The organism is Yoonia sp., assembly GCF_017854565.1.
Taxonomy (GTDB): domain Bacteria; phylum Pseudomonadota; class Alphaproteobacteria; order Rhodobacterales; family Rhodobacteraceae; genus Yoonia.
The window spans coordinates 19,731-41,874 of record NZ_JAFMHJ010000029.1 but is presented as its reverse complement, the minus strand read 5'-3'; the positions used below and the strand labels follow the sequence as shown (position 1 = coordinate 41,874).

The 22,144-nt window shown below is 56.6% G+C and carries 22 protein-coding genes, 1 tRNA gene and 1 pseudogene; 10 read left to right on the top strand and 14 right to left on the bottom strand.

Features of this window, described 5'->3' with window-relative positions; translation table 11 throughout:
- Positions 1-155: 155 nt before the first annotated feature.
- From QZ196_RS12190 to QZ196_RS12175, 4 genes are all read right to left on the bottom strand, one after another.
- Complete coding sequence (locus tag QZ196_RS12190; protein WP_296426766.1) at positions 156-2,324, bottom strand: FHIPEP family type III secretion protein; 2,169 nt, start codon at positions 2,322-2,324, stop codon at positions 156-158.
- A gap of 78 nt (positions 2,325-2,402) precedes the next feature.
- A complete protein-coding gene (locus QZ196_RS12185; RefSeq protein ID WP_296426764.1) occupies positions 2,403-3,017 on the bottom strand; it encodes a hypothetical protein in 615 nt (204 codons plus the stop codon).
- 167 nt (positions 3,018-3,184) lie between these two features.
- A complete protein-coding gene (locus QZ196_RS12180) occupies positions 3,185-3,310 on the bottom strand; it encodes a hypothetical protein (RefSeq protein WP_296426762.1) in 126 nt (41 codons plus the stop codon).
- A 174-nt stretch (positions 3,311-3,484) separates the two neighbouring features.
- Positions 3,485-4,180, bottom strand: a complete 696-nt coding sequence (locus QZ196_RS12175; RefSeq protein WP_296426759.1) for a hypothetical protein — start codon at positions 4,178-4,180, stop codon at positions 3,485-3,487.
- A gap of 266 nt (positions 4,181-4,446) precedes the next feature.
- On the opposite strand from QZ196_RS12175, the gene QZ196_RS12170 reads away from it, so the two are divergent.
- The 5 genes from QZ196_RS12170 (at position 4,447) to QZ196_RS12150 (ending at position 6,773) form a co-directional block, all read left to right on the top strand.
- Positions 4,447-4,620: a hypothetical protein gene (locus QZ196_RS12170; RefSeq protein ID WP_296426758.1), complete on the top strand. Its 174-nt coding sequence runs from the start codon at positions 4,447-4,449 to the stop codon at positions 4,618-4,620.
- Between the two features lie 36 nt (positions 4,621-4,656).
- Positions 4,657-5,079, top strand: a complete 423-nt coding sequence (locus QZ196_RS12165; RefSeq protein ID WP_296426756.1) for a hypothetical protein — start codon at positions 4,657-4,659, stop codon at positions 5,077-5,079.
- 101 nt (positions 5,080-5,180) lie between these two features.
- The gene (locus QZ196_RS12160; protein ID WP_296426754.1) at positions 5,181-6,044 is read left to right on the top strand and encodes a hypothetical protein; all 864 of its coding nucleotides are present in this window, start codon (positions 5,181-5,183) and stop codon (positions 6,042-6,044) included.
- Between the two features lie 22 nt (positions 6,045-6,066).
- The gene (locus tag QZ196_RS12155; RefSeq protein ID WP_296426752.1) at positions 6,067-6,477 is read left to right on the top strand and encodes a hypothetical protein; all 411 of its coding nucleotides are present in this window, start codon (positions 6,067-6,069) and stop codon (positions 6,475-6,477) included.
- Positions 6,477-6,773 carry a hypothetical protein gene (locus QZ196_RS12150; protein WP_296426751.1) on the top strand — a complete coding sequence of 99 codons (297 nt, stop codon included), beginning with the start codon at positions 6,477-6,479 and terminating at the stop codon, positions 6,771-6,773. Before QZ196_RS12155 ends, QZ196_RS12150 begins: the two co-directional genes overlap by 1 nt.
- On the opposite strand, the gene QZ196_RS12145 is transcribed toward QZ196_RS12150, so the two are convergent.
- The 9 genes and pseudogenes from QZ196_RS12145 to QZ196_RS12105 form a co-directional block, all read right to left on the bottom strand.
- Positions 6,774-7,244, bottom strand: coding sequence for a hypothetical protein (locus tag QZ196_RS12145; protein ID WP_296426750.1), 471 nt, complete (start codon positions 7,242-7,244; stop codon positions 6,774-6,776).
- 205 nt (positions 7,245-7,449) lie between these two features.
- Positions 7,450-8,163, bottom strand: coding sequence for a hypothetical protein (locus tag QZ196_RS12140; RefSeq protein WP_296426749.1), 714 nt, complete (start codon positions 8,161-8,163; stop codon positions 7,450-7,452).
- 103 nt (positions 8,164-8,266) lie between these two features.
- Positions 8,267-9,121, bottom strand: coding sequence for a hypothetical protein (locus QZ196_RS12135; protein ID WP_296426747.1), 855 nt, complete (start codon positions 9,119-9,121; stop codon positions 8,267-8,269).
- A gap of 188 nt (positions 9,122-9,309) precedes the next feature.
- On the bottom strand, positions 9,310-9,843 hold the full coding sequence (locus tag QZ196_RS12130; RefSeq protein WP_296426746.1) for a hypothetical protein: 534 nt from the start codon (positions 9,841-9,843) through the stop codon (positions 9,310-9,312).
- 308 nt (positions 9,844-10,151) lie between these two features.
- A complete protein-coding gene (locus QZ196_RS12125) occupies positions 10,152-10,784 on the bottom strand; it encodes a response regulator transcription factor (RefSeq protein WP_296426744.1) in 633 nt (210 codons plus the stop codon).
- Positions 10,785-11,113: 329 nt separating this feature from the next.
- Complete coding sequence (locus QZ196_RS12120) at positions 11,114-12,469, bottom strand: sigma-54 dependent transcriptional regulator (RefSeq protein WP_296426742.1); 1,356 nt, start codon at positions 12,467-12,469, stop codon at positions 11,114-11,116.
- A complete protein-coding gene (locus QZ196_RS12115) occupies positions 12,462-14,222 on the bottom strand; it encodes an ATP-binding protein (RefSeq protein WP_296426739.1) in 1,761 nt (586 codons plus the stop codon). The genes QZ196_RS12120 and QZ196_RS12115 overlap by 8 nt, the downstream gene beginning before the upstream one ends.
- 257 nt (positions 14,223-14,479) lie before the next feature.
- A tRNA-Leu gene (locus tag QZ196_RS12110) sits at positions 14,480-14,565 on the bottom strand.
- A gap of 61 nt (positions 14,566-14,626) precedes the next feature.
- Positions 14,627-15,307: pseudogene (locus tag QZ196_RS12105) on the bottom strand (neutral zinc metallopeptidase).
- Between the two features lie 115 nt (positions 15,308-15,422).
- Here QZ196_RS12105 and QZ196_RS12100 point away from each other — a divergent pair.
- Together QZ196_RS12100 and QZ196_RS12095 are read left to right on the top strand one after the other, a co-directional pair.
- On the top strand, positions 15,423-16,001 hold the full coding sequence (locus QZ196_RS12100) for a YqaA family protein (protein ID WP_296426737.1): 579 nt from the start codon (positions 15,423-15,425) through the stop codon (positions 15,999-16,001).
- A complete protein-coding gene (locus QZ196_RS12095; protein WP_296426736.1) occupies positions 15,998-16,489 on the top strand; it encodes a disulfide bond formation protein B in 492 nt (163 codons plus the stop codon). The genes QZ196_RS12100 and QZ196_RS12095 overlap by 4 nt, the downstream gene beginning before the upstream one ends.
- Here QZ196_RS12095 and QZ196_RS12090 read toward each other — a convergent pair.
- On the bottom strand, positions 16,446-16,865 hold the full coding sequence (locus tag QZ196_RS12090) for an Lrp/AsnC family transcriptional regulator (RefSeq protein WP_296426734.1): 420 nt from the start codon (positions 16,863-16,865) through the stop codon (positions 16,446-16,448). The genes QZ196_RS12095 and QZ196_RS12090 overlap by 44 nt on opposite strands.
- A gap of 86 nt (positions 16,866-16,951) precedes the next feature.
- Here QZ196_RS12090 and rocF point away from each other — a divergent pair, with 86 nt between their 5' ends.
- The 3 genes from rocF to gyrA all read left to right on the top strand — a co-directional run bounded on the left by rocF (position 16,952) and on the right by gyrA (position 22,118).
- Positions 16,952-17,884: an arginase gene (rocF, locus tag QZ196_RS12085; RefSeq protein WP_296426733.1), complete on the top strand. Its 933-nt coding sequence runs from the start codon at positions 16,952-16,954 to the stop codon at positions 17,882-17,884.
- A 102-nt stretch (positions 17,885-17,986) separates the two neighbouring features.
- Positions 17,987-19,033: an ornithine cyclodeaminase gene (locus tag QZ196_RS12080; protein ID WP_296426732.1), complete on the top strand. Its 1,047-nt coding sequence runs from the start codon at positions 17,987-17,989 to the stop codon at positions 19,031-19,033.
- A gap of 346 nt (positions 19,034-19,379) precedes the next feature.
- Positions 19,380-22,118, top strand: a complete 2,739-nt coding sequence (gyrA, locus tag QZ196_RS12075) for a DNA gyrase subunit A (RefSeq protein WP_296426731.1) — start codon at positions 19,380-19,382, stop codon at positions 22,116-22,118.
- Positions 22,119-22,144 lie beyond the last annotated feature (26 nt).

Here is a 22,144-nt window from a genome sequence, read left to right as displayed (position 1 = left end):
CGACCAGATCGCCGCATGACCCAAAAACCTCAAACACCAAGTTTGACAATAACTCGCAGTTGCAAGCCACATTTTCATGGTGCGCCCTTGCCTGCCCAACACACGAAAAAGGCCCCGCTTCGATAAGCGGAGCCTTGGCCTGCGCGACTGACCTCCTATGCCGTCCGGCGTTCCGGCCGTTTGCGGACAGCCTCGGGCGCTACCCGTGTCTTGGCCATACCCTGAAGGCTGATCAGCTCGACCGGGTGCGTCAGGAACTCAGATGAAATTTCATGCGGCGCAAGTACCGAGAAATGCAGCTCATTGGCGGACAAAAAGTTCCGTAGGCGCCGACGCAAGTCAGCTGCGGTGACGATGGCAACGGGGCGGGCCCCTTTGGCCTGTGCATCCCAAAGATTGTTGAACTGCGCCAGCAGGTGTTCTTTCACATCGTTTTCGAATGCCAGACCTTCGTTGGCCATGTCACCACCGTTACGGCGGCTATCGACAATCCCGCGGCGCGCCAGGGACTCGACCGTGGGATCAACCATGACGACACCCAGTATTCCATCGGCCCCGGCAATCCTGTGACACAACTGACGCTTCATGGACCCGCGCAGGCATTCGGCCAGAATAACGGCGTTTGGCTGCTCTGCTGTGTGGATCCAGTAGTTGAGCGACGACATCAGCAACGACAATGGACGCAACGGTACACCGTCCTCAACAAGATACCGGAACATCTTGAACAGGGCGGGCTCCGTCATTTCTTCTCTCACCAACCCGGTGATTTCCGGCTCTTCAGAAACCGCCGATGCCATCAGCTCGGTGAATATGCCATGCGAAAACAACGTACCCAGATTTTGCTCGTACAAACGGTAGGTCGCGCAGCCAAGTGCCGTCTCGAGCAATAGCGGCTTGGCGTCCAGTGCACGTAGCTTGCCTTCGTGCGCCTTTGGGAACCAAACGCCACGCAGGCCCGGCCAGTCAATTTTCTTATAGGCTTTGTCGGGGTCCGTCTGGTCAGAGTTATCAACAAGGTCAACATCGGTGACAAAATGGCAATCAAGCCTCGCCGTATCGCGAAACACCGGCACTTCGTCCATTTCAACAACAATGTCAGTGGCGCCTATCTGCTCTGACACCACAAAACCGACCCGTGGAAACCGGACCCCCCGCGCGGCATAAAGCACACCGAAATGCCCGGCGATCGCACGCTCCAAAAGATCGTGGTTCAATACCTTGCCCAAGTCAGCCCCAACGATCAGGCGCATGCGGTCACTGACCGGCAGATCAAGGCCGTTCGCGTCGGCTTCATCGGCAGGTCCTGCGGCACTACGACCTTTACCAGCGTCTTTTGCCTGCGCACTGGCCCGTTCGGCTGCCGCAAGTTCCTTGGCCACAGCATCGCCCAAAATTCGGCGCCGTAACAGTAGCGAGCTGATAAAGAAGATCGCGGCGAATAATGCAAAGGTTGCCGTTGGGAAACCCGGGATAAAGCCGACGGCCAAGACAATGGACGAGGCAACTGCGGGAACACGTGGGTCCGACACCAATTCCCCGAAGATATCATTGCCAAGGTCGGTGGTGTCTTCATTTGCGCCTCGTGTCACCACAATACCGGCACAAAGTGACATCAGAAGCGCTGGGATTTGCGCAACAAGGCCATCACCAATCGTCAACAGCGAGAAGACAGAGGCCGCTTCACCAAAGCTATAACCATGCATGCTCATCCCGACGGCGATCCCGCCGAGCAGGTTGATCGAAATGATGATCAGGCCGGCGATTGCGTCGCCTTTAATGAACTTCATGGCGCCATCCATGGCCCCAAAGAACTGACTGTCCCGGTCCAGACCGGTCCGGCGGGTCGCGGCCTCCTCGGCCGATAGATTACCGTTGCGCATTTCTGCGTCGATGCTCATTTGCTTGCCCGGCAACGCATCAAGTGCAAACCGCGCCGCCACCTCGGCTACACGTTCCGCACCTTTGGTCACCACAAGAAACTGAACGACCGTGATGATCAAAAAGATTACAAGGCCGATCACAACCGACCCACGTACCACGAAGTCACCGAATGTCTCGATAATTTCCCCCGCATCGGCCTCTGACAGGATCAGCCTGGTCGTGGCGATCGACAGCGCAAGCCGAAATGCGGTTCCGATCAGGATAACCGACGGGAAAGTCGAGAAATCTGACGGGCGTTTCAGGTACAGCGCCAAAACCAGCAACAAAACCGAAAGCGATATGTTTAACGCAAGCAAAGTATCGACGATATCTTGCGACAGCGGCACAACCATCAGTGCGAGTGTTGCAACGATAACGGCTACAAGGATCAGGTCCTTACGCATTGGTTCTCTCCGGCTCATGTACTCAATTCGCAGGGCGCAGACATTGCGCCCCGCAAGTTCATCCCCATCCAGCCTAGATTAGCCGGAAATCTGCTTCGCTTTCGTTGCGCCAAGCTTCTGTTTGTAAGTGTCTTTTTCATACTGAAGCGCTTCTTTGCGTACTTCGCGCATAAATGCGTTCGCATCTGCGCCACCAACATCAAGTGCGTCGCCTGACACCCCAGAAAAGGGGTCATTCGGGTCCGGCGGATTCAGGCCGGCAGTACCCCCAGGAACAGTCTTGAACGTCACCACAGCATCATTAAAGTCGCCGTCAGTGCCATCTTCAAACGCGAATGTAACGTTGCCATCGCGATTTTGTGTCATCCGCGAGTCTGGCGAACTTTTGTCAATATACATGCCCAGGTCTGCGCGAAACAGCCGGACTTCCAATCCGTCAACATTACCGACCTTGATTTCAGTATTTGCTTCGCCACGATTGTTCGCGACGGTTACCCATTTGCCGTCAATTTTGACTTGTACATAAAGCGGCGCGCCTGCGTTAAAACTGCTCGCGACACTTTTTTGTGCGCCGACCATTGGGCTTTTAGGGGCGCTTTTAGGGGCGCTTTTTGCCGCTCTTCCTCTTAACCTTGGGAAATGCGAAGCCAACTGGCGACGCATGCCCCCCCTGCCAATTCCACCGATACTCATAGATTGTCCCGTTTGATCCGTCGTTGAATAAATCCCAACACATCAAAGCCCAAACAAATATTTTACATTGAGGTGTGAGTTTGACAATCAGTGCGTGGGAATGAGGTTTGGGGTATTTGTAGGGCGCTCAGATCGCGCCCCACAACGTCATCCCCATCCAGCCTAGATTAGCCGGAAATCTGCTTCGCTTTCGTTGAGCCAAGCTTCTGCTTGTAAGTCTGTTTTTCATACTTCAAAGCCTCTGCCCGAACTTCAGCCATAAAGGTATTTGCGTTCGCTGCACCAACTGCCATTTTACTTCTCCAAAGTTGTGACCCACCGTTGGGTCTGTTTTGTTTTGCTGCTTAAATTTGCAGCTCCTTACACGACCGATATTATACCGCCCGTATCCTGTTCGAACCTATCTTCCGGCTCGTAATTCCATTTCCGTGGCTGTTTGCAGGGTCGCAATCAAAAGATGACCCACCTCATCCATCCACTTCGGTTCCCGTCTCGTCGCCCGCATCGACCACTGCACGCTCGCGCGCCATGCGCGCCGTGATGTCACCGACCCGCATCGGTTCCAGTGAAACCGCAGATCCGCGCCGGACGATGATCCTGTTGTCCTGGACCACCTCAGGGGCCACCATCAGGCTTTCGATCACAGCCTCCGACAGACCCAGCAGTTTTGGCGGGCCGGTCAACGCCAGCGCAGTTCCCTGCGCCGTCTCCGACACCATAAAGCGGTCCGATAACAGCCCTGCGGCGCCCAGTGCGTCCTGCGCCGCAGCGGCAGATATTTCACCCAACCGCACCAACCGCATCAGCGATTCAGAGGCGTCACTGACATAAATAACGTCGTTGAATGCAAACCATTCCATGTCATAGCGGGCCGCGAGGTTCTGCAAGATCGCCAGCGGCTCGCCTTCCAGCCAGGTCACTTCGATTTCGCCCTTTACGCCACCGGACACGACAATCTGAATGCCCGCGTCTCGTCCCAGCTGCACCAGAAACTGGGTCAAAGGCTGACGGACCACCATATAGGAAAGAGCCGCATCGACACCCTGCCCTGCCTCGTACTCACCCAAAGTCGCGGCATCCAATGTTTCAGCACCCAGTGGATACGCAGCGGCAATAGTGAGCGCCCAACCACCTGCTATCCCGTACATCGCCTTGCTGTTCATATCAGATCTCCCAAACCCAGAGTGTGTCCGTCGTCTTGCATTCAGACTAGCAAGAGATTTTGGGGTGTGTGATTGCGCAGGACCTGCAAATGCCTGCGGAGCTGTACCGATACGACCTGCGCACCACTACGTAGTTTCTCCGTCACTACGCAGGTCTCTCAGCAAGCTGCGAAATAGCTACGTTGTCGCGCTATTGTTAATGTACCTACACACGCCCAGGCCGCGTCTGCGGTTTGCGTACACACTATAACTCAAGGAGATCGAAAATGAGCAGCATAGACCCAACAACGGCCCCGTCCACAACGCCACCGGCAACAGGGTCCACAACGCCACCGGCAACAGGAACGATGGAAGATATGATGGAAGCTCTGATCTATCAGACTGTCATCAAATTCCACATGGAAAAGATGAGAGAAGAAAAAGAAGAAGAGGGCGAGTAAGAACTGACTAACCTGAAATCGAAGGAATTGTGAAATATGGCCCAGATAACAATAGACGCGATTGGTGAAGTTGGCGGAGCAACGCCATCAATTGACATGACCAAAGCGATGGACCCGTTTGACTATTCTACACAGCAGTCAGCCTTATCAATGCGCTCACTCGAAGGCGCCCTCTCGCATGCTTTGGGGGCGCCCGGCGGCGCCTCCGCTGACGGTTCGGCCGGTGTAGAAATGCCAAATACGGAAACAGGGGCGGTCTCGAAACAAAAAGACATGATCGTATCCAATTCGAGCGCGTCGGGGACTGGCGCATCGACCGAAGACAACGGGGTGTCGAGCCTCGACAAAACTGCGGCAAAAATCAATGAAGTATATCGCGAAATGACAACCTGGAGCGTTGCCTGGGGAATTGCGCAGCGCGTCCAAAAAGATGTCAATCAACTATTGCACGGCCAATAATTCCCAGGGGGCTCTAATCAATGCATGCCAAACTTGATACATACCTGAGCTACGGTCGCACGCGGCTTGCCAAAAGGATGCGCTGGAGCAAACAGGAAGCCATGACAGTCCAGGTGGAAATTCTGGGTGGATTACACAAAGGATCCGAAGTCGTCCTGCAAAAGAATACAATTTCGATCGGCAATCAAGAAACCGACGACATTATGTTGCTCGATCCCAAAGCGGCGGTGGGCCAGGTCACGATCATTGCCGAAAGCACGTTGTTTGGCCCGATGATCCGGGTCACGACAGCGCGTGAAGACGTCAGTATCAACGACGATGCAATTACGCCCGATAGCGACCGGCAAACATTCCGCGCACCGTGTCACCTGATGATTGGTGAAATTCCCATGTCGCTGAATGCGGAAACGACTGCCGAACGAAAAGGCCTCCGGCCCGCTGAAATGGGGGCAATTCTTGCTCTTTCGTGGGTCGGCATCCTGGGCATAGGATTTGCGTTGAACTGGGGTCAACCAGCCGAGACCAATTTTGAGTTTGCAAGAGTGCCTCAAGTCGAACCCGTGGTGCCTGTCGCAGCGCCCGCGCCAATCAGTGTCACTACCATGCTGCAAGAAGCGGGCCTGACGCCGTACCTATCCGTCGTCGAAAAGTCCGAAGATGCGATTGCGGTGGTCGGCATGCTTCCCGTTGATATGAAACAGAATTGGCTGTCAGTCCGGCGGCAAATTGATGTCTCGAACGACCAGCGCGTCGTATTCTCAGAGTTCCAAGAAGTGCCAAGCATGCCAACGATCCCCGCTATTGCACTCGTTCGGCTTGGTGACACGCCCAGCGTCATTTTCGCAGATGAACGCGTGGCGCAGATCGGCGATTCCCTCGCTGACGATTGGATCCTGAAAGACATAACGCGGGCCGGCCTCATACTTAACCGTCACGGACGCGACCTGACAATTGCATACCGATAGTGCCTAAGCAAAGGAACACGAAATGACATCAACTGAAATTTCAAATGGCCGTAGTGGTATTCTGAACGATCATCTCGACCGGATTGAAGAGCTGGATCTCGAGCCGGTTATTCCAACCGACCGTGGCCTTGGCAGACAAATCACACAGCCCGTTCAAATTGTCCGGCGTCCACCCAGCATGTCGCTGTCGAAATCTATCGAGACACAGCAGTCCGTTTTTGAACCCGTCATCGCGGATCATATAAAACGGTTCACGATGGGCAATACGTCTGAATTCGTTTTCCAGATTGCTGAAATGACCATCCGCCGGCTGCCTGATCTTCAGGAGCAGACTTTGCCAGAAAATGTCGAAAAAGGCTTTGACTGCGTCAATGATTCATTGCGGATGTGCGAACATCTGCATGTCGAAAAATCAGGAGCGGGTAGCCAGTGATGATACAACTCGCAAAAAAACCCGACACCAAAGTAAATGTCGATCAAGAGGATGTGGCATTGTTACAGTCACTTGCCGCGATCCACTTTACATTTGGTCGTATCGAACGCGCGATCAATCTGCTTTATCTGGCTCTGTGGATACTGCCGCGCGACCCCGAAACGATGCGCCTGATGGCGATTTTTTGCTACCGTGATGGGCGTTTCAAATATGCCGCCAGCTTTGTGCGTGCCTATGAATTGACAGGTGCGCCACTGCCACATGACATGACCATTATCAAACAGCGCTGTATCTGATCACGGTACGCGCCCTTTATGGCGCGCACCACTTGGGCCAAGATAGTTTCGGATCAAGCGATCGGCGTGCCCAAACCCGATATCGTCAATCAAGAGCCGCAGTTGATAGTCGGAAAAGAACAGACCGTTCAACATGGAAACAGCGGAAATTTCGCTGACAAGCATATCTGCCGTTTCCGCGATAGCGTGATCCACGCTCAGATCTTCGACCAAATACAATAGCGACTTGCCGTCGGCGCCCTGAAAAAGTCTGGCATCAACCCCGTGAACGCCTAATGGTGCCGTCCGACGATTTAGCGCCATGCGACTTTCCACGCGCACGCCAATAGCGAGCGTGCCTTCTTGCACAAGTGCCATGATCGTCTTTGATATGCTCGCGCTGGTTATCGGCTCCGGGTCATTGTCCTGGGGCTGGTTCAGTGCAAATCCGACATACGTCCGGCCCTGCTCCGTGCGCAGAAGGCCCAACATGTCATTTATGATGCGTTGGCAAAGATGTCCAATCTCTCGGCCATGGGTGACATTACGGTCGATTTGATGTCTCCTGCTATCGTCGCGGCTACCGTGGACCGCATTGCGCCAGGCGCATATCGACCGCGTGAAAAAAGATTGTATCTCGAATATGCCTCGGCACCAATGTCCACGCTACGCGCAACGGCTGCACCGGACAATCATTTCAACCAATCAAAGGCCGTATGGCGGCCGTTGCAGCCCGGATGTCGCGAACCGTGCGTTCCATGCGCCGCTCCTCCTTATCTGCCCGTTCCAAGTCCTGCCAGAAAGCATCATAGATGAAATGTTCCACAGACTGGACGACCAGCCTGTCGAGAAAGGCGGAAATACCAGTCGCGCTCGTATCCACGCCATTTCGTGTCGCGATATCGGCTATGATCTGCGAAAATGCCTCGCTAAGTGCGGCCCTGACGGCGTCTAGGGCCAGACCTTCGCGAATGACGACCGTTGGACCTGCACCGTCCTCGTAAACGACGACGACGTCTTCACCAGCGGGAATAATGGTCTCGGTCGTATCAACCGTGACCTCGACACCATCGACGACGACGTCCTGGGCAATTTCATCCGAAGTATTTTCGATTCTTTCGGCTTCGTCTTCAGTCCGCGTTTCCTCGGTCTTGCCGTCAATCGCGTCTTCAAGCTCTTCACGCCCCTCATCTGTCTCAATCGCCGCTGTTATATCCTCGATAACCTGTTCGGCGACTTCCTCGGTTTCTTCCTTCGAAAGCGGTTCATCCTTGGCGCTCGCGTTGGTCTTGGCCGTTTCACTCGCATTCAGCGACACGCGTGAAGTCCCGCCGCCCACATTTGACGTCAGCTCTGCCTCGGCGCTGTCAGTCCGACCCCAGTTATCAGCATTTGAACCGCCAATTTCCATCATTCTCTCCTTGGCATAGTGCCGCTATCGCGTTTCTAAACAATGATCTTTTGGTTCATCTTCTGAACGTGAACCAATATACATACAGGGACGCATCGCTATATTATTGGGTCCACGGCTGATCGCCCATGTCCGGAAAATAAAGCTGATCGACGAAATTGCTTGTCACATCATCGGCAAGCGAATTCAGGAACCGATCCAATGTGTCGAAATCCAATTCCAAACCATGGTTCGCGGCGACATTTTCAATGATTGTCGAAAAAACCTGGGTGAGATCAATTGCAGTCTCGGCTTCACCAAGGCCTTCTGGCAGAAAGACATGCACCTCGCCGGGATCATCCTTGGCGATGGCAAACGCATAGCCGTCCCCTTCGGTGACGAAATAATCGTCGTGCAATCTGTCGGGGCGAAAATTCCTGATCGTGTCGAATTGGACATTGCCAAGCAACGCGCCCAGCTCTGCGGCAAAGGCTTCCCTGACCTCCGTGGGCACGCTCTGCGGACTATCCTCGGACCGCGGCTTTAGGATCAGTGAAACAAAGTCATCAGGTGCGCCGTCCAACTGCCGCAGCAACTCAACGGTGAACCGCTTGCCTAGCGCCGTGGTCAGGGTCGATGGGGGCGCAAACGGCACCACGACATCCGATGTCTGAAAACGCGACATCCCACTGGCGCCTGCCATCAGCGCGGTGCGCACCTTGGGCGAAAGTTCCTGCCACAGTTTCTCTGCCTCGACGAATTGGGCAGATGGCGTCACCTGACTGTCCAGCGGATTGGCCTGGTTCTGCGGACTTAGCGTCGCGACCACGTCGAAATTCCGCCCCATCATCGGTGCCGTCGTCGACACACGTCTGGCTGACGGCTTGACATCACAGGGTATCTCGCGGATCAGGTCAAGGCGCATGTGGTTGTCCAGCATGACGCGCGCAGACAAGCCATCAACGTCGAAATTCGTCATTTTTCCATCTCCTCAAGATACACAGCACGACCGCGCGCCCTGCAAACTAACTTTTTGTACCATCGACGCATCAATGATGTCGCTCATTTTCGCAGCAAAAGTAATCCGTACCCACTTAGGGAATAGGCAGCGGGCACTTAGCAAACTACGTATATCGTCTGTCCAATTGGCCGTGGCCCCGTATCGATTCAGCGCGGAAAGCCAAAATAAACCACGTCGCCATCCAAAAGATGGACCGGTCTACGTGCCGCACCTGGATCTGCATTGAAACTGCAACGCCCCGTCCGAATACAACTGACCAGCCGTGCGCCCGCATCACCCGGCAACGTATGGATGCCCAACTGGCGCGCAAATGAAATCACAGCATCTGCCAGCACCTCCTGGGCCAAAAGGATTGAATCCTTAAAGCCCATCTGGCGCATGATCAGGACGTCCACCGGGCGTTCCGGACGCTGCACCGTGACCGCACGCACATCAGGGTCAATCGGGCTGAGCCAGATATCCGATGATGACCGCACATAGCGCATGATCGGCGCCGCAAACTTCAGCGCAGCACCCTCGCCGGCTACGGTGCCCAGCAATGCCTGTGCCAAATCGTGAATTTTATCCTGAAGTTCGTCTGCACGCTGCGCGGTGTATTTGCCATCCATGGCAACCCCAAGCATTTCGCGCCCATTCAACGACTGCACAAAGCGACGCAGATTATCAACTGCGACATCCATGGCCCAGTCCAAATCAGCGCACTGTTCCAATACAGCTTTGTCTGCCGGGGCCACTGTCTTACTCACTATCTTGCGATCTTCTGGACCGCAAAACCGATGCAGCACAACAACGTTATCATCAACCCGCAGGTCGGATTCACGTATTTCCTTCATCTTCTGTCACTCTCTCAGCTCGGTCCCGAGAAGTTTGACTTCCCCAGACGTTGCCCCCGCGACAATATGTACCCCAAAACCCGCCTAGATCAAAGTTGCGTAGGCCACCGAATTTCCTAAGGGTTCATACGTAAAACACTACGTAGTCATCTTGTTTAGATTTGGCCCGATACCGCGACGAACTCATCGACAGACCGCGTCGCTGTCTTTTTGTAGATCGAGTTGCGGTGCGTCTCGACGGTGCGCACACTGATATTCAGCTTCGACGCAATTTCCTTCGTTTTCGCGCCCGACTTACAGGCCTCAAGCACCTCGACTTCGCGCGGTGACAGGCCAAAGATATTTCCCGTCCGCGAAACATTACGGCGCAAGTCGACAAAGCCCTGCATGTACTCGGAAGGGACGCAGGTATATCCCTTGGACACGGTCCGCAGGCAGTTCACGAAATCCGCACCCTTGGCCTGCTTGGGCATGAAACCAACCGCACCCATGCCCAGAATGGCAAAGGCTTCGCTGGTCGTGGCCTCGGATGAAAGAACGATAATTTTCATTTCGGGCATCAAGCTGCGCAGTTTCGCAAATGTGTCGGTACCGGACGGACGCTCCAGCCCAAGGTCCATAAGCAGCACATCAGGGTTCAATGCGCGACACAACTTAATGGTGTTGTACCCATCCGCCGCCTGCCCCACAACCTCTGCATTACATTCACTGGAAATACGCATCGCGATACCTTCGCGTACAATCTCATGGCAATCTGCAATTACGACCCGAATTTTGGTATCTTCCATGTGCTTCTCCCGCCTCAGTATTTGAACGTGTCCTTTCGGACATTTCTGAATGTCACCCTAGGGTCCATTCGTCTGATACTAAGGTAGCTCCGTAATTGCCTAGCTGCCTACGTATAAATCCGCAGATTGGATCAGGTAGGTGCCTGCGATAAACCGCAGAGCAGGATTGCGAAGGGGAAAAAGCGTTAAAGTTAAGTGATATCAAGTGGTTAAATTAACAATAAACGTCTTCGATAAAACTTATAGCCAGACAACAAGGCCTGCACTGGGCAAGATTATGTCTTTTTTTAGAAAAAGCTGCGCGCGAATCGTGCGTGATTCAGCAGGCGCTACTGCCTATTAATGATCGCATCTTTATCGAGACCAAGTTTGACGATCTTCTCGTTCAAGGTGCGCCTGCCGATTCCCAGGGCCTCGGCTACGGCATCCATCTTGCCGTGATGGGTCAAAAGCGCCTTTGTAATCAATTCACCCTCGAACACTGCAACCGCAGAGCGCAACGAGTCGGAAACTTCGAACCCATCTTCGTCAGATCCGATCGCATCCGCCACACTGCCACCACCGCGCCGGGCCGCCAGAATCCGCCGCTCCGCGACGTGCCGCAGTTCACGAACATTCCCGCGCCAGTCATGCGCAAGCAACGCCGCAAGGTCATCTGACGTCAGCGTGGGCGCCTTGATGTCGTAGTTGCCCGCATATTCATCCATGAAGACTGTAAACATCATCGGGATATCTGACTTGCGCTGGCGCAGCGACGGCAGCGTGACCGAAACAACATTCAATCTGAAATACAGATCGCGTCGAAACGTCCCATCTTTGATCGCAGGGTCAAGCGCCACATTCGTCGTGCTCAGCACGCGCGTATCCGAAAGCCCCCGCTCCAGCCCGCCGGACAGGTGCATATCCTTGTTTTCCAGCAAACGTAAGAGTTGGGCCTGGACGCGCGGCGTGCACACCGAAACCTCATCCAGAACAAGCGTCCCACCGGTGGCCATTTCAACCAGACCCAGACTGTCGTCGCCATCGCCAAAAAACACTTTGTCGAAATTTTCCGGTGACAACAAGGCACAGTTGACGACGACAAACTTTCCGCTGCTCCGGCTCCCAAGCTCATGAAGCGCGTTCGCGATCATCTCTTTTCCAGTGCCGGTCTCACCGATCAGCAGGACCGGGACGCCAATCGCGCTAAAGTCGATGATGCGGTCACGAAGTTCCATCGCTTCGCGACTGTCGCCCAAAAACACGCGGTCCAGCTTTGACATGCGCGACAGCCGCTCTCGCAGGTCGTCGTTCACGCTGGTCAGGCGATGCTGTGTGGCGGCGTTTTTCAACACCTCCAGCAGTCGCCGCGGTTCGAATGGCTTTTCAAAGAAGCCAAACGCGCCGGTCTGTATTGCGCCCACCGCCATCGGAATATCGCCATGGGCCGTCATCAGCACGACAGGCGGCGCATTTTGCTTCAGCAGACTTTGCAGCAGTTCAATGCCGTCAATTCCGGGCATGCGGACGTCCGTCAGAATAACATCTGGCTGAAACTGCCCGATGACCTCCAGGGCACGTGCGGCACGCGGCAATGTGTGGGTCGTCCAATGGGCGGATTGCAGCAGCGTCTCAAGGGACTCGCGCATTTCAGCGTCATCATCAATCACAAGAATTCGGAACGGTACGTCGCTTTGGTCAACCATGGTAACCCTCCGATACATATAGTGGCAGTGAAACCGCCATGACTGCGCCCCGACCTTCTCGGTTCAACGCCATCAGATACCCGCGGTGTTCTTTGACGATCTCCGCAGTGATAGCCAGACCAAGGCCCATGCCATTGCCCGACGCGCGTGTCGTGTAAAACGGCTCTGTCAGTGTATCGAGCGATATGTCGCCAAACCCCGGCCCCTGATCCATGAAACGGATCAATATGCGGTTCGACTGCGCCTCGACCTGAATTTCAAGCTCTCGGTGGTCCGTCTCGGCCATGACATCAATCGCGTTCCGGATGATGTTGGTAAACACCTGTTCCAGCCGCGTTCGGTCGCCACAGACGCATTTGGGCGACTTGTCCTGCGTCACCCGGACAGTGACATCCGCGTTCACGATATTGGGCCGCAGCAGGTCCAGACTGGCGGTCAGCGACCGGCCAACTTCAATGTTTTCAAGCTTGATCGGCGCAGGTCGCGCAAAGAATTTCAGTTCCTCGAGGATCTTTTGCATCCGCTCTGCAAGGCTTTGCAGTTTCGGCAGGGTGTTGGAATTTTCCAAAGTCCCGCCGCTGATCTCAACGGCGGTCAAATAGCTGCGGATGGCCGTGATCGGCTGGCCCAGTTCATGCGTCACCGATGACGCAAGCTGCCCCAACGCAGCAAGCTTGTTGGCACGTTCCAACTGATGCTGGGCATCCTTCAACTCTTTTTCCGCTGCATTGCGTTCGTTGATCTCGCTCTCCAGCTTGGTGTTCAGCGATTGAAACAACAAAAGATCGCGCTGTTTGCGCTTTAACTGTTCGGTCACCAACCGCGCATTGTTCTGGTTCAGGACGACCCAAATCATCAACACGAAAGCCATGGCAAGCAAGGTATAGGCAATCGCCGTGCCGTGCACGATATCATCCGGCACAAGGTAGTGTATGTCCCAACGCTGCCCATCAATCCGATCATGCACGTAGAAATGCCGTTGGCCAAAGAATTTGACCTCCTCGGAACGCGCATTGACGATCGGCAAGGCTTCGGTCGGTTCACCATGCCACAGGTTGCCATCCGATGGCGCCACCACGGACGCATCTTGAATGCCCGAAATGTTTTGGCCCCGCCAATCAGGGTCTGACGACAACACGACGACCCCGTTTTCATCCGTTACGAAAATCTTCTGGCTTGGATGAGCCCAGCTTTTTTCAAGCGTCCCAAGCGGCAAGGCGATCGCGACAACACCCAGGACTGAACCGTTCAGATCCGTTACTGCGGTCAGGCTGAAATAGCAGGGATCGCCCGTCTCTGCATCAAATTCAAGAAAACTATACGTCGCACCGGCCGCAAACGCAGAGAAATAATTGCGGGCCGTCTCCTCGATCTGGGCGGGTTGCGGTTCGTCACTTCGTGAAGACTTGCCTAAGAACTGCCCCATCTTGTCAAACAGGTAGATGTCGCCGCCATCCACCGGCGCCGAAAGCCGTCTGATATCCTCGCGCAGCGCGACGGCGGATCGCCCCGACTGCAAAATATTCACGATGTTGGCTTGCTTTCCGATATGGAACGAAAGCGACCGCGCCTTTTCGACCTCATTCTGAACCGAGCGTTCATAAAGCGTCAGCCGTTGAACGGCATCGTTCAGGCTCAGTTGCTTCCAGTTGGAATACGTAAACAAGAACACAAGCGGCATGACCAACGCCAGTGCAAGCACCAAGGTTGCTTTGCGCAGCACTGGTTTTTCGTCAATATTAGGGGTCGCCATCAATGCTTGCATCAAAAAAGAAAGCCGCCGTTACCTATCACGCATGGGGAACCCAGCCACTGTGGATCAGCCCCATAATGCAACGAACAATGGATTGTCTTCCATGAAGAAATCCGCAGGCAGCCTTGTGGTGTGTCCATTCAAATACGTCTCCTCGATGCGCAACGCCTACGCAGCAATATCATCGCCGTCTCAACCCGCCAGCGCAATATCGCACAGCTTTACGGGCATGAAAACTGGCTTCATTTTTGAATTACTGGTGCCGATGGAGAGACTCGAACTCTCACGATGTTACCACCGGGGGATTTTGAATCCCCTGCGTCTACCATTCCGCCACATCGGCCAGTGCGCCTGTCCTAAACAGGCGCGCTGGCGGCGTCAATCACATGAAACGCTTTTTCCGCTCAAAGCTGCGCTGCGGCAAACGTGTCACATTGCGCCAGATCGCCGCTGTCATAGCCGCGCCCGAACCAACGTTGACGCTGTGCGCTGCTGCAATGGGTAAAGGTGTGTGGCCGCACAGGCTTTCCGGCGTTGTGTTGCAGGGTGTCATCGCCGATCCGGCGCCACGTCACCGCGCTCCAGACTATCGAATTGGTCTTGCGCCCCGCGCGCCCAAATTTCGGAAAAGCAATCCGCCTGCAGCTCGACCCGGACCGAAATTGCGTTCGAATCGGCCTGCGACATCTGCGGTCGTATCGCGTTGACCTGCCCCAATATCCCCAGCTCGTTCTGGACATGGTGCGCGATCTCATGCGCCAGCACATAAGCGGCGGCAAAGTCGCCCCCTGCCCCCAGACGCTGCTCCAGCGTGGTGAAAAACGCTGTGTCCAGAAATGCCTTACGCTCGGCGGGACAATAAAACGGCCCCGTCGCCGCAAACGCGCCGCCGCAAACGGATTGCGTTTGACCTTTGAACAATACCAGCGTGGGTGGACGATAGGGTTGGTCCAACTTGCGGCCAAATATTTCCGCCCAGACCCCTTCGGTATCTGCCAGCGTCACGAATACAAAACCGGCGGCGCGTTGATCTGCCGTCTGCGATCCTCGATATTTCGGCTGCCGCGCCGTCCTTGCCACTTCATCGCGTCACCCCTCATCGGTTGACACCCATATTATGCGCAAACCTGCCGCAGACAAGCTTGACCCGTCCCCGGACACATGGCCTAAGGCGCGCAACGATCCAAAGGGACAACCCGCATGCTCCGCCGTCTTTATGAATGGACACTTTCACTGGCCAAATCGCCCTACGCGCTTTGGGCGCTCGCGGTTGTGGCATTTATGGAATCGTCGTTCTTCCCGATCCCACCCGACGTGCTGATGATCCCGATGATCATTGCCCGCCCGTCGCGCGCCTTTGTCATCGCCGGTGTCGCGACCGTCGCATCGGTGCTTGGCGGCATCTTGGGCTATTACATCGGCTACGGGCTGTTTGAAACTGTCGGCAAGCCGCTGTTGGACTTCTACGGCAAGCACGGCGCGTTCGACGAATTTCAGGCGACGTTCAATAACTACGGCGCATGGGCGGTCCTTGCGGCAGGCGTCACGCCGTTTCCGTTCAAGGTGATCACCATTGCGTCGGGGGTCACGCAACTGTCATTTCCGGTTTTCGTCGGCTCTGCCATTATCGCACGGGCGCTGCGGTTCTATCTCGTGGCCATCTTGCTATGGAAATTCGGCCCGCCGATCCGTACCTTCATCGAGCGTCGCCTCGGCTTCGTCTTTATTGTTTTTTGCGCACTGCTGATTGGCGGCTTCGCGCTTGTGGGGCTGTTATGACACGTAACCTGATGATTATGCTTGCCGCCGGCGGCTCTGCGGCCCTGCTGGGTGGTGCGTTCCTGTTCCAGCTTCTGGGCTATCCGCCCTGCGCGATGTGCCTTTGGCAGCGTTGGCCCCATGCGGCGGCCATCGTCATTGGCTTGCTGGCACTTGCGATCCCCGGGCGGCTTCTGCCACTTGTCGGCGCACTTGCCGCGGCAACGACATCGGGCATCGGCCTTTTCCATACCGGCGTGGAACGCGATTGGTGGGAAGGCCCCACCAGCTGCACCGGCAACGGCGGTCTTGATGGCCTGTCAGGCAGTGACCTGCTCGCCATCGAAGGCCCCCGCATCATCATGTGCGACCAAGTGTCCTGGGAATTCCTGACCCTGTCCATGGCCAGCTGGAACGCGCTGTTCTCACTCGGGCTCGTGGGGGTTTGGCTTCTGGCGGTATCGCTTAGCGGCGGGTGGATAACAAAAGGCTCGTCTCGGACCGGGTAACCCCTTCGAGCCTGCGAATGGCAAACAGCACCTGATCAAACGCCTCAAGCGTATCTGTGCCGATCTCGGCAATCATATCCCATGTGCCGTTGGTTGAATGCACCGCCAGGACTTCCGGCATCGACGTAAGCCGCTTGACGATCTTTTCGGCCCCGCGACCTGCGATCTCCAGCATCATGAACCCGCGCACCGCGTCGGGGCGCACATCCGACCGGGTCAACACCGTGAACCCCGCGATTTCGCCGCCCGCCACCAGCCGGTCCAGCCGAGCCCGCACGGTGCTGCGGGTCACCCCCAAATCTGCCGCCAGATCAGACAGCGATGCCCGCCCGTTGCGGCGCAATGCCCCGATCAGCCGACCGTCCATTTCGTCCATTACGACCACCCAATCTGCATAATCCTACACCATTTTGCACAATTTGACGGCTTATCCCACCCTCTATTTTGGGCAAGACTGCGCCCATGACACAAAAACACTGTATATTGATCGGCGCACCCGTGGACTGTGGCAAACGCCGCCGCGGTTGCCTGATGGGCCCTGACGCCTACCGCACCGCTGGCATTGCCGAGGCGATCACCGCCCTCGGCCATACCGTTACCGACATCGGCAACCTGACCCCCAAGGATGTCACCGTCGCCGCACCGAAAAACCCGCTGGTGTATCAGCTGGCCGAAAACGTCGGCTGGACCCACACCCTGATGGAGGCCGCGATCGACGCCGCCGCCAAAGGCATGCCGATTTTCATGGGTGGCGATCATGCGCTGGCTGCAGGCACCGTGGCGGGTATGGCAGCCCACGCTCAGGCGCAAGACCGCCCGTTCTTTGCCCTCTGGCTGGATGCGCACAGCGATATCCACACCCCCGACACAACCGACAGCGGCAACCTGCACGGCACACCCGTCGGCTATGTCACCGGGCGCAGCGGCTTTGATGCCTATCCGCCCCTGCCCGTCCGCGTCGATCCCGCCAATATCTGCATGATCGGCCTGCGGTCCGTCGATGCCGCCGAACACGCCATGCTCGATGATGGCGACGTGACGCTCGTGGATATGCGCACCATCGACGAACAAGGTATCAGTGCACCGCTTGGCGCCTTTCTTGACCGGGTCGCAGCGGTGAACGGGATGCTGCATGTGTCGCTCGACGTGGATTTCCTTGATCCGTCCGTTGCGCCCGCCGTCGGCACCACGGTCCCCGGCGGCGCGACCGTGCGCGAAGGCCACCTTGTCATGGAAATGCTCTCCGACAGCGGTTTGGTCAGTTCACTTGATCTGGTCGAGCTTAATCCGTTTCTGGATGACCGGGGCAAAACGGCAAGCCTGATGGTTGACCTCACCGCGTCGCTGCTGGGACGCCGCGTGTTCGACCGACCAACCCGCAGCTTCACGTCATAACCCAGAACGCCCCGCGCGACACCATCGCATACGCCGGGCGGGTCCGCCTGCGGCATGGTGCCCAACGTCGCGCTGACACGCATAACAACAGGACTACACAAAATGACTCTCAAAGCGTCCAAACTGGCCATGGTGCCCTTCGTCAGCGTCGACAACATGATGCGGCTGGTCCACCATATCGGGATCGAAACCTTCATCGCCGACCTCGCCCGTGAAATAGAGGCCGACTTTGTCCGGTGGGAATTGTTCGACAAGACCCCGCGCTTCGGCTCGCATTCCGATGTCGGCGTGATCGAACTGATGCCCACCTCCGATGGCACCTACTACGCCTTCAAATACGTCAACGGCCACCCTAAAAACATGGGCGAAGGCCTGCAAACCGTGACCGCCTTCGGGGTCCTGTCAGACGTCTATTCCGGCTACCCCGTCCTGTTTTCGGAAATGACGATCCTGACCGCACTGCGCACCGCGGCAACGTCGGCAATGGCCACCAAACATCTGGCCGCCCCCGGCGCCACGACCATGGCCATGATCGGCAACGGCGCACAATCGGAATTTCAGTGCCTCGCCCTCAAGGCGGTCTGCGGCATCGACACCGTCCGGCTATATGATATCGACCCGGCCGCGACCGCGAAATGCGTCCGCAACCTGACCGGGCTTGGCCTGGACATCATCACCTGCACCACCCCGGAGGACGCGATCGAGGGTGCGCAGGTCATCACCGTGGCCACCGCCGACAAGGATATGCAAACGATCCTGACCGATAACATGGTCGGCGCAGGCGTGCATATCAACGCCATCGGCGGCGACTGTCCGGGCAAAACGGAACTGCACCGCGACATCGTGGCACGGTCATCGGTTTTCGTCGAATATCCGCCGCAAACCCGGATCGAGGGCGAAATTCAGCAAATGGCCCCCGACCACCCCGTAACCGAGCTTTGGCAGGTGATCACCGGGGCGGCCAAGGGGCGGCAATCTGCCAGCGAGGTCACTCTTTTCGATGGTGTCGGCTTCGCAATCGAAGACTTTAGCGCATTGCGCTACGTCCACGCCCAGATCACGGATACCCCCTATTACGTCGACCTTGATCTGGTCGCCGACCCCGATGACCCGCGTGATTTGTTCGGGATGATCAAACGCGCAGGCTGATGCCCGCAAAGGGGGGGGGCGCAGCCCCCTCAATTGCGACTTGCGGGTGAATGCCCCGATATGGGCGGTCAACAATGCGCCCGATCCGCTGCCCGCCCTCACGATCCGGGACCGGTATCAAAGCCGCCGGGCAGACAGCGATCTGGCCAGATGACTGTATCCCGCCTATATGCCCCCATAGCGAAATGCGGGCAGTGCGATAAAATTTGCAATAAAAACAGTGTATTACCAAAGCTGTACCGTGGCTGCCGGCCGCAAAGGGCATCGCCCATTGCACCCCACATCAAGTGTCTGATAGTATTCCTGCAACGAAATATAGCAGTGCCAATAACAACAGGCGGTCCACGTGAACGATACCCCAGAAACCCCTGAAAACGATGACGAAACTCCGCGCGCGCGCTCTGCGTATGACGGCCCGTCCGTCACCATCGAACACGAGCTAAAGACCAGCTACCTTGACTACGCGATGAGCGTGATCGTGTCCCGCGCGATCCCCGATCTGCGTGATGGCCTCAAACCGGTGCACCGTCGCATCATCTATTCGATGTACGAAAAAGGCATTACCGCCGACAAATCATATCGCAAGTCTGCGAAATCCGTCGGCGACGTGATGGGGTCGTACCACCCCCATGGCGACAGCGCGATTTATGACGCGCTTGTCCGCATGGCGCAGGATTTTTCCATGTCGCTGCCGCTGATTGACGGTCAGGGCAACTTTGGCTCGATGGATGGCGATGGCGCCGCCGCGATGCGTTACACGGAATCGCGTTTGGACAAAGTCACGAAATACATGACGGAAGACCTGCTCAAGGATACCGTCGATTTCATGGACAACTACGATGGCAAGGAACGCGAGCCATCGGTCCTGCCCGCGCGTTTCCCCAACATGCTGGTCAATGGTGCGGGCGGTATCGCTGTCGGTATGGCAACCAACATCCCGCCGCATAATTTGGGCGAAGTAATCGATGGCACGCTGGCGCTGATCGACAACCCGGACATGTCCACCGAAGAGCTGATTGAAATCATTCCCGCGCCCGACTTTCCAACCGGCGGCATCATCCTTGGCCGATCCGGTGCGCGCAAAGCCTATCTCGAAGGGCGCGGTTCGGTTATCGTGCGCGCCAAGACCCACACCGAAGAAATACGCAAAGACCGCTATGCCATCGTCATTGATGAGATCCCTTATCAGGTGAACAAAGCGTCGATGATCGACAAGATCGCCGAAGCGGCCCGCGACAAGCGGATCGAAGGCATCGCGCATGTGCAGGATGAATCCGACCGTAACGGTGTGCGCGTCGTCGTCGAACTCAAACGCGACGCCACAGCCGAGGTCGTGCTGAACCAGCTGTTCCGCTTTACCCCGATGCAAACCTATTTCGGCTGCAACATGCTGGCGCTGAACGGCGGCAGGCCCGAACAATTGACGCTGCGCGCCTTCCTAGTGGCCTTCGTGGATTTCCGCGAAGAGGTCGTCGCCCGCCGCACCGCGTTCGAGCTGCGCAAAGCCCGCGAACGTGCGCATATCCTGTGTGGTCTGGCCGTCGCCGTGACCAATATCGACGAAATCGTCGCCACGATCCGGTCCTCTGCCGATGCCGCCGCGGCGCGCGAAAGGCTGATGACCCGCAAGTGGCCCGCGGCAAGTATCCTCGAATACATCGCGCTGATCGACGATCCGACCCATACCGCCAACGATGACGGCACCTACAACCTGTCCGAAACACAGGCCCGCGCCATCCTTGAACTGCGCCTGCAACGCCTGACCCAGATCGGCGTCAAAGAAGTCACCGACGAGCTGCAGGAACTGGCTGGCAAGATCCGCGAATATCTCGAAATTCTTGGCTCGCGCGACCGCATCATGCAAATCATCCGTGATGAGCTGCACGAGGTGCGCAACCTGTTTGCCGTGCCACGCCGCACCGAAATCGTCGATTGGGCCGGCGATATGGACGACGAAGACCTGATTGAACGCGAAGAGATGGTCGTTACCGTCACCTCTGGCGGCTACATCAAACGCACCGCCCTTGCCGATTTCCGCGCACAGCGGCGCGGCGGCAAAGGCCTGTCCTCCATGGCCACCAAGGAAGAAGACGTGGTGACCACGCTTTTCGTCGCCAATACGCATACCCAACTGCTGTTCTTTACGACCGATGGCATGGTCTACAAACTCAAGACATGGCGCCTGCCGCAGGGCAGCCGCACCGCCAAAGGCAAGGCGATCGTGAACATCCTGCCGATCCCGCCGGGCGTGTCCATTGCTGCGATCATGCCCGTGGACCGGCCCGAAGATGAATGGGACGACCTGCAGGTCGTCTTTGCGACTTCTGCTGGAACTGTGCGCCGTAACAAGCTGTCAGACTTCACAAATGTCATGCGCAACGGCAAGATCGCGATGAAGTTCGAAGACGAACACGCCGACACCACGCTGATCAACGCCCGCATCGCCTCCAATGATGACGACGTGATGCTGTTTACCGACAGCGGGCGCGCAATCCGGTTCAGGGCAACGGACGTGCGGATATTTAACTCGCGCAGCTCTGTGGGTGTGCGCGGTATCCGACTGCAAGGTGACGACAAGGTCGTGTCAATGTCGATCATCCGCCACTTCGAAGCTGAATCCGATGAACGTGCCGCCTATCTCAAGATGCGGCGCGCCATGGCCGGCCTGACGGACGAGGCCGAGAACGAAGACGACGAAGGCGTGGTCGCCGGTGCGATCACCACAGAACGCTACGCCGAAATGTCGGCTGCCGAAAACCTGATCCTGACAATCACGGCCAAAGGGTCCGGCAAACTGTCCTCCAGCCACGATTACCCCCTGCGCGGACGTGGCGGCATGGGCGTGGCCGCGATGGACAAGGCCATGCGCGGCGGCCCATTGGTCACCTCGTTCCCGGTCGAAATGTCCGATCAGATCATGCTGGTGACTTCGACCGGGCAATCCATCCGGGTGCCCATCGAGGGGATATCATTCCGGTCGCGCGGTGCCGGCGGGGTCAAGGTATTCGACACCGGCAAAGGCGAAACCGTCGTCAGCGTCGCATGGATCGCCGATCAGGGCGACGAAGAAGAGACTGCGGAATAGTCACACCAAACCCCAGCGCCCTGGGT

What these genes read in the sequence shown, in the direction of transcription:
- QZ196_RS12155 (WP_296426752.1), top strand. Translation starts at nt 6,067, where the DNA reads ATGACATCAACTGAAATTTCAAATGGCCGTAGTGGTATTCTGAACGAT.
- QZ196_RS12090 (WP_296426734.1), bottom strand. Translation starts at nt 16,865, where the DNA reads ATGGACGAAATGGACGGTCGGCTGATCGGGGCATTGCGCCGCAACGGG.
- QZ196_RS12180 (WP_296426762.1), bottom strand. Translation starts at nt 3,310, where the DNA reads ATGGCAGTTGGTGCAGCGAACGCAAATACCTTTATGGCTGAAGTTCGG.
- QZ196_RS12160 (WP_296426754.1), top strand. Translation starts at nt 5,181, where the DNA reads ATGACAGTCCAGGTGGAAATTCTGGGTGGATTACACAAAGGATCCGAA.
- QZ196_RS12135 (WP_296426747.1), bottom strand. Translation starts at nt 9,121, where the DNA reads ATGACGAATTTCGACGTTGATGGCTTGTCTGCGCGCGTCATGCTGGAC.
- QZ196_RS12150 (WP_296426751.1), top strand. Translation starts at nt 6,477, where the DNA reads ATGATACAACTCGCAAAAAAACCCGACACCAAAGTAAATGTCGATCAA.
- QZ196_RS12115 (WP_296426739.1), bottom strand. Translation starts at nt 14,222, where the DNA reads ATGGCGACCCCTAATATTGACGAAAAACCAGTGCTGCGCAAAGCAACC.
- QZ196_RS12130 (WP_296426746.1), bottom strand. Translation starts at nt 9,843, where the DNA reads ATGGATGTCGCAGTTGATAATCTGCGTCGCTTTGTGCAGTCGTTGAAT.
- QZ196_RS12190 (WP_296426766.1), bottom strand. Translation starts at nt 2,324, where the DNA reads ATGCGTAAGGACCTGATCCTTGTAGCCGTTATCGTTGCAACACTCGCA.
- QZ196_RS12175 (WP_296426759.1), bottom strand. Translation starts at nt 4,180, where the DNA reads ATGAACAGCAAGGCGATGTACGGGATAGCAGGTGGTTGGGCGCTCACT.
- QZ196_RS12095 (WP_296426736.1), top strand. Translation starts at nt 15,998, where the DNA reads ATGACACGTAACCTGATGATTATGCTTGCCGCCGGCGGCTCTGCGGCC.
- QZ196_RS12080 (WP_296426732.1), top strand. Translation starts at nt 17,987, where the DNA reads ATGACTCTCAAAGCGTCCAAACTGGCCATGGTGCCCTTCGTCAGCGTC.
- QZ196_RS12125 (WP_296426744.1), bottom strand. Translation starts at nt 10,784, where the DNA reads ATGGAAGATACCAAAATTCGGGTCGTAATTGCAGATTGCCATGAGATT.
- QZ196_RS12140 (WP_296426749.1), bottom strand. Translation starts at nt 8,163, where the DNA reads ATGGAAATTGGCGGTTCAAATGCTGATAACTGGGGTCGGACTGACAGC.
- QZ196_RS12145 (WP_296426750.1), bottom strand. Translation starts at nt 7,244, where the DNA reads ATGTTGGGCCTTCTGCGCACGGAGCAGGGCCGGACGTATGTCGGATTT.
- QZ196_RS12185 (WP_296426764.1), bottom strand. Translation starts at nt 3,017, where the DNA reads ATGAGTATCGGTGGAATTGGCAGGGGGGGCATGCGTCGCCAGTTGGCT.
- QZ196_RS12120 (WP_296426742.1), bottom strand. Translation starts at nt 12,469, where the DNA reads ATGGTTGACCAAAGCGACGTACCGTTCCGAATTCTTGTGATTGATGAT.
- QZ196_RS12100 (WP_296426737.1), top strand. Translation starts at nt 15,423, where the DNA reads ATGCTCCGCCGTCTTTATGAATGGACACTTTCACTGGCCAAATCGCCC.
- QZ196_RS12170 (WP_296426758.1), top strand. Translation starts at nt 4,447, where the DNA reads ATGAGCAGCATAGACCCAACAACGGCCCCGTCCACAACGCCACCGGCA.
- QZ196_RS12165 (WP_296426756.1), top strand. Translation starts at nt 4,657, where the DNA reads ATGGCCCAGATAACAATAGACGCGATTGGTGAAGTTGGCGGAGCAACG.
- rocF (WP_296426733.1), top strand. Translation starts at nt 16,952, where the DNA reads ATGACACAAAAACACTGTATATTGATCGGCGCACCCGTGGACTGTGGC.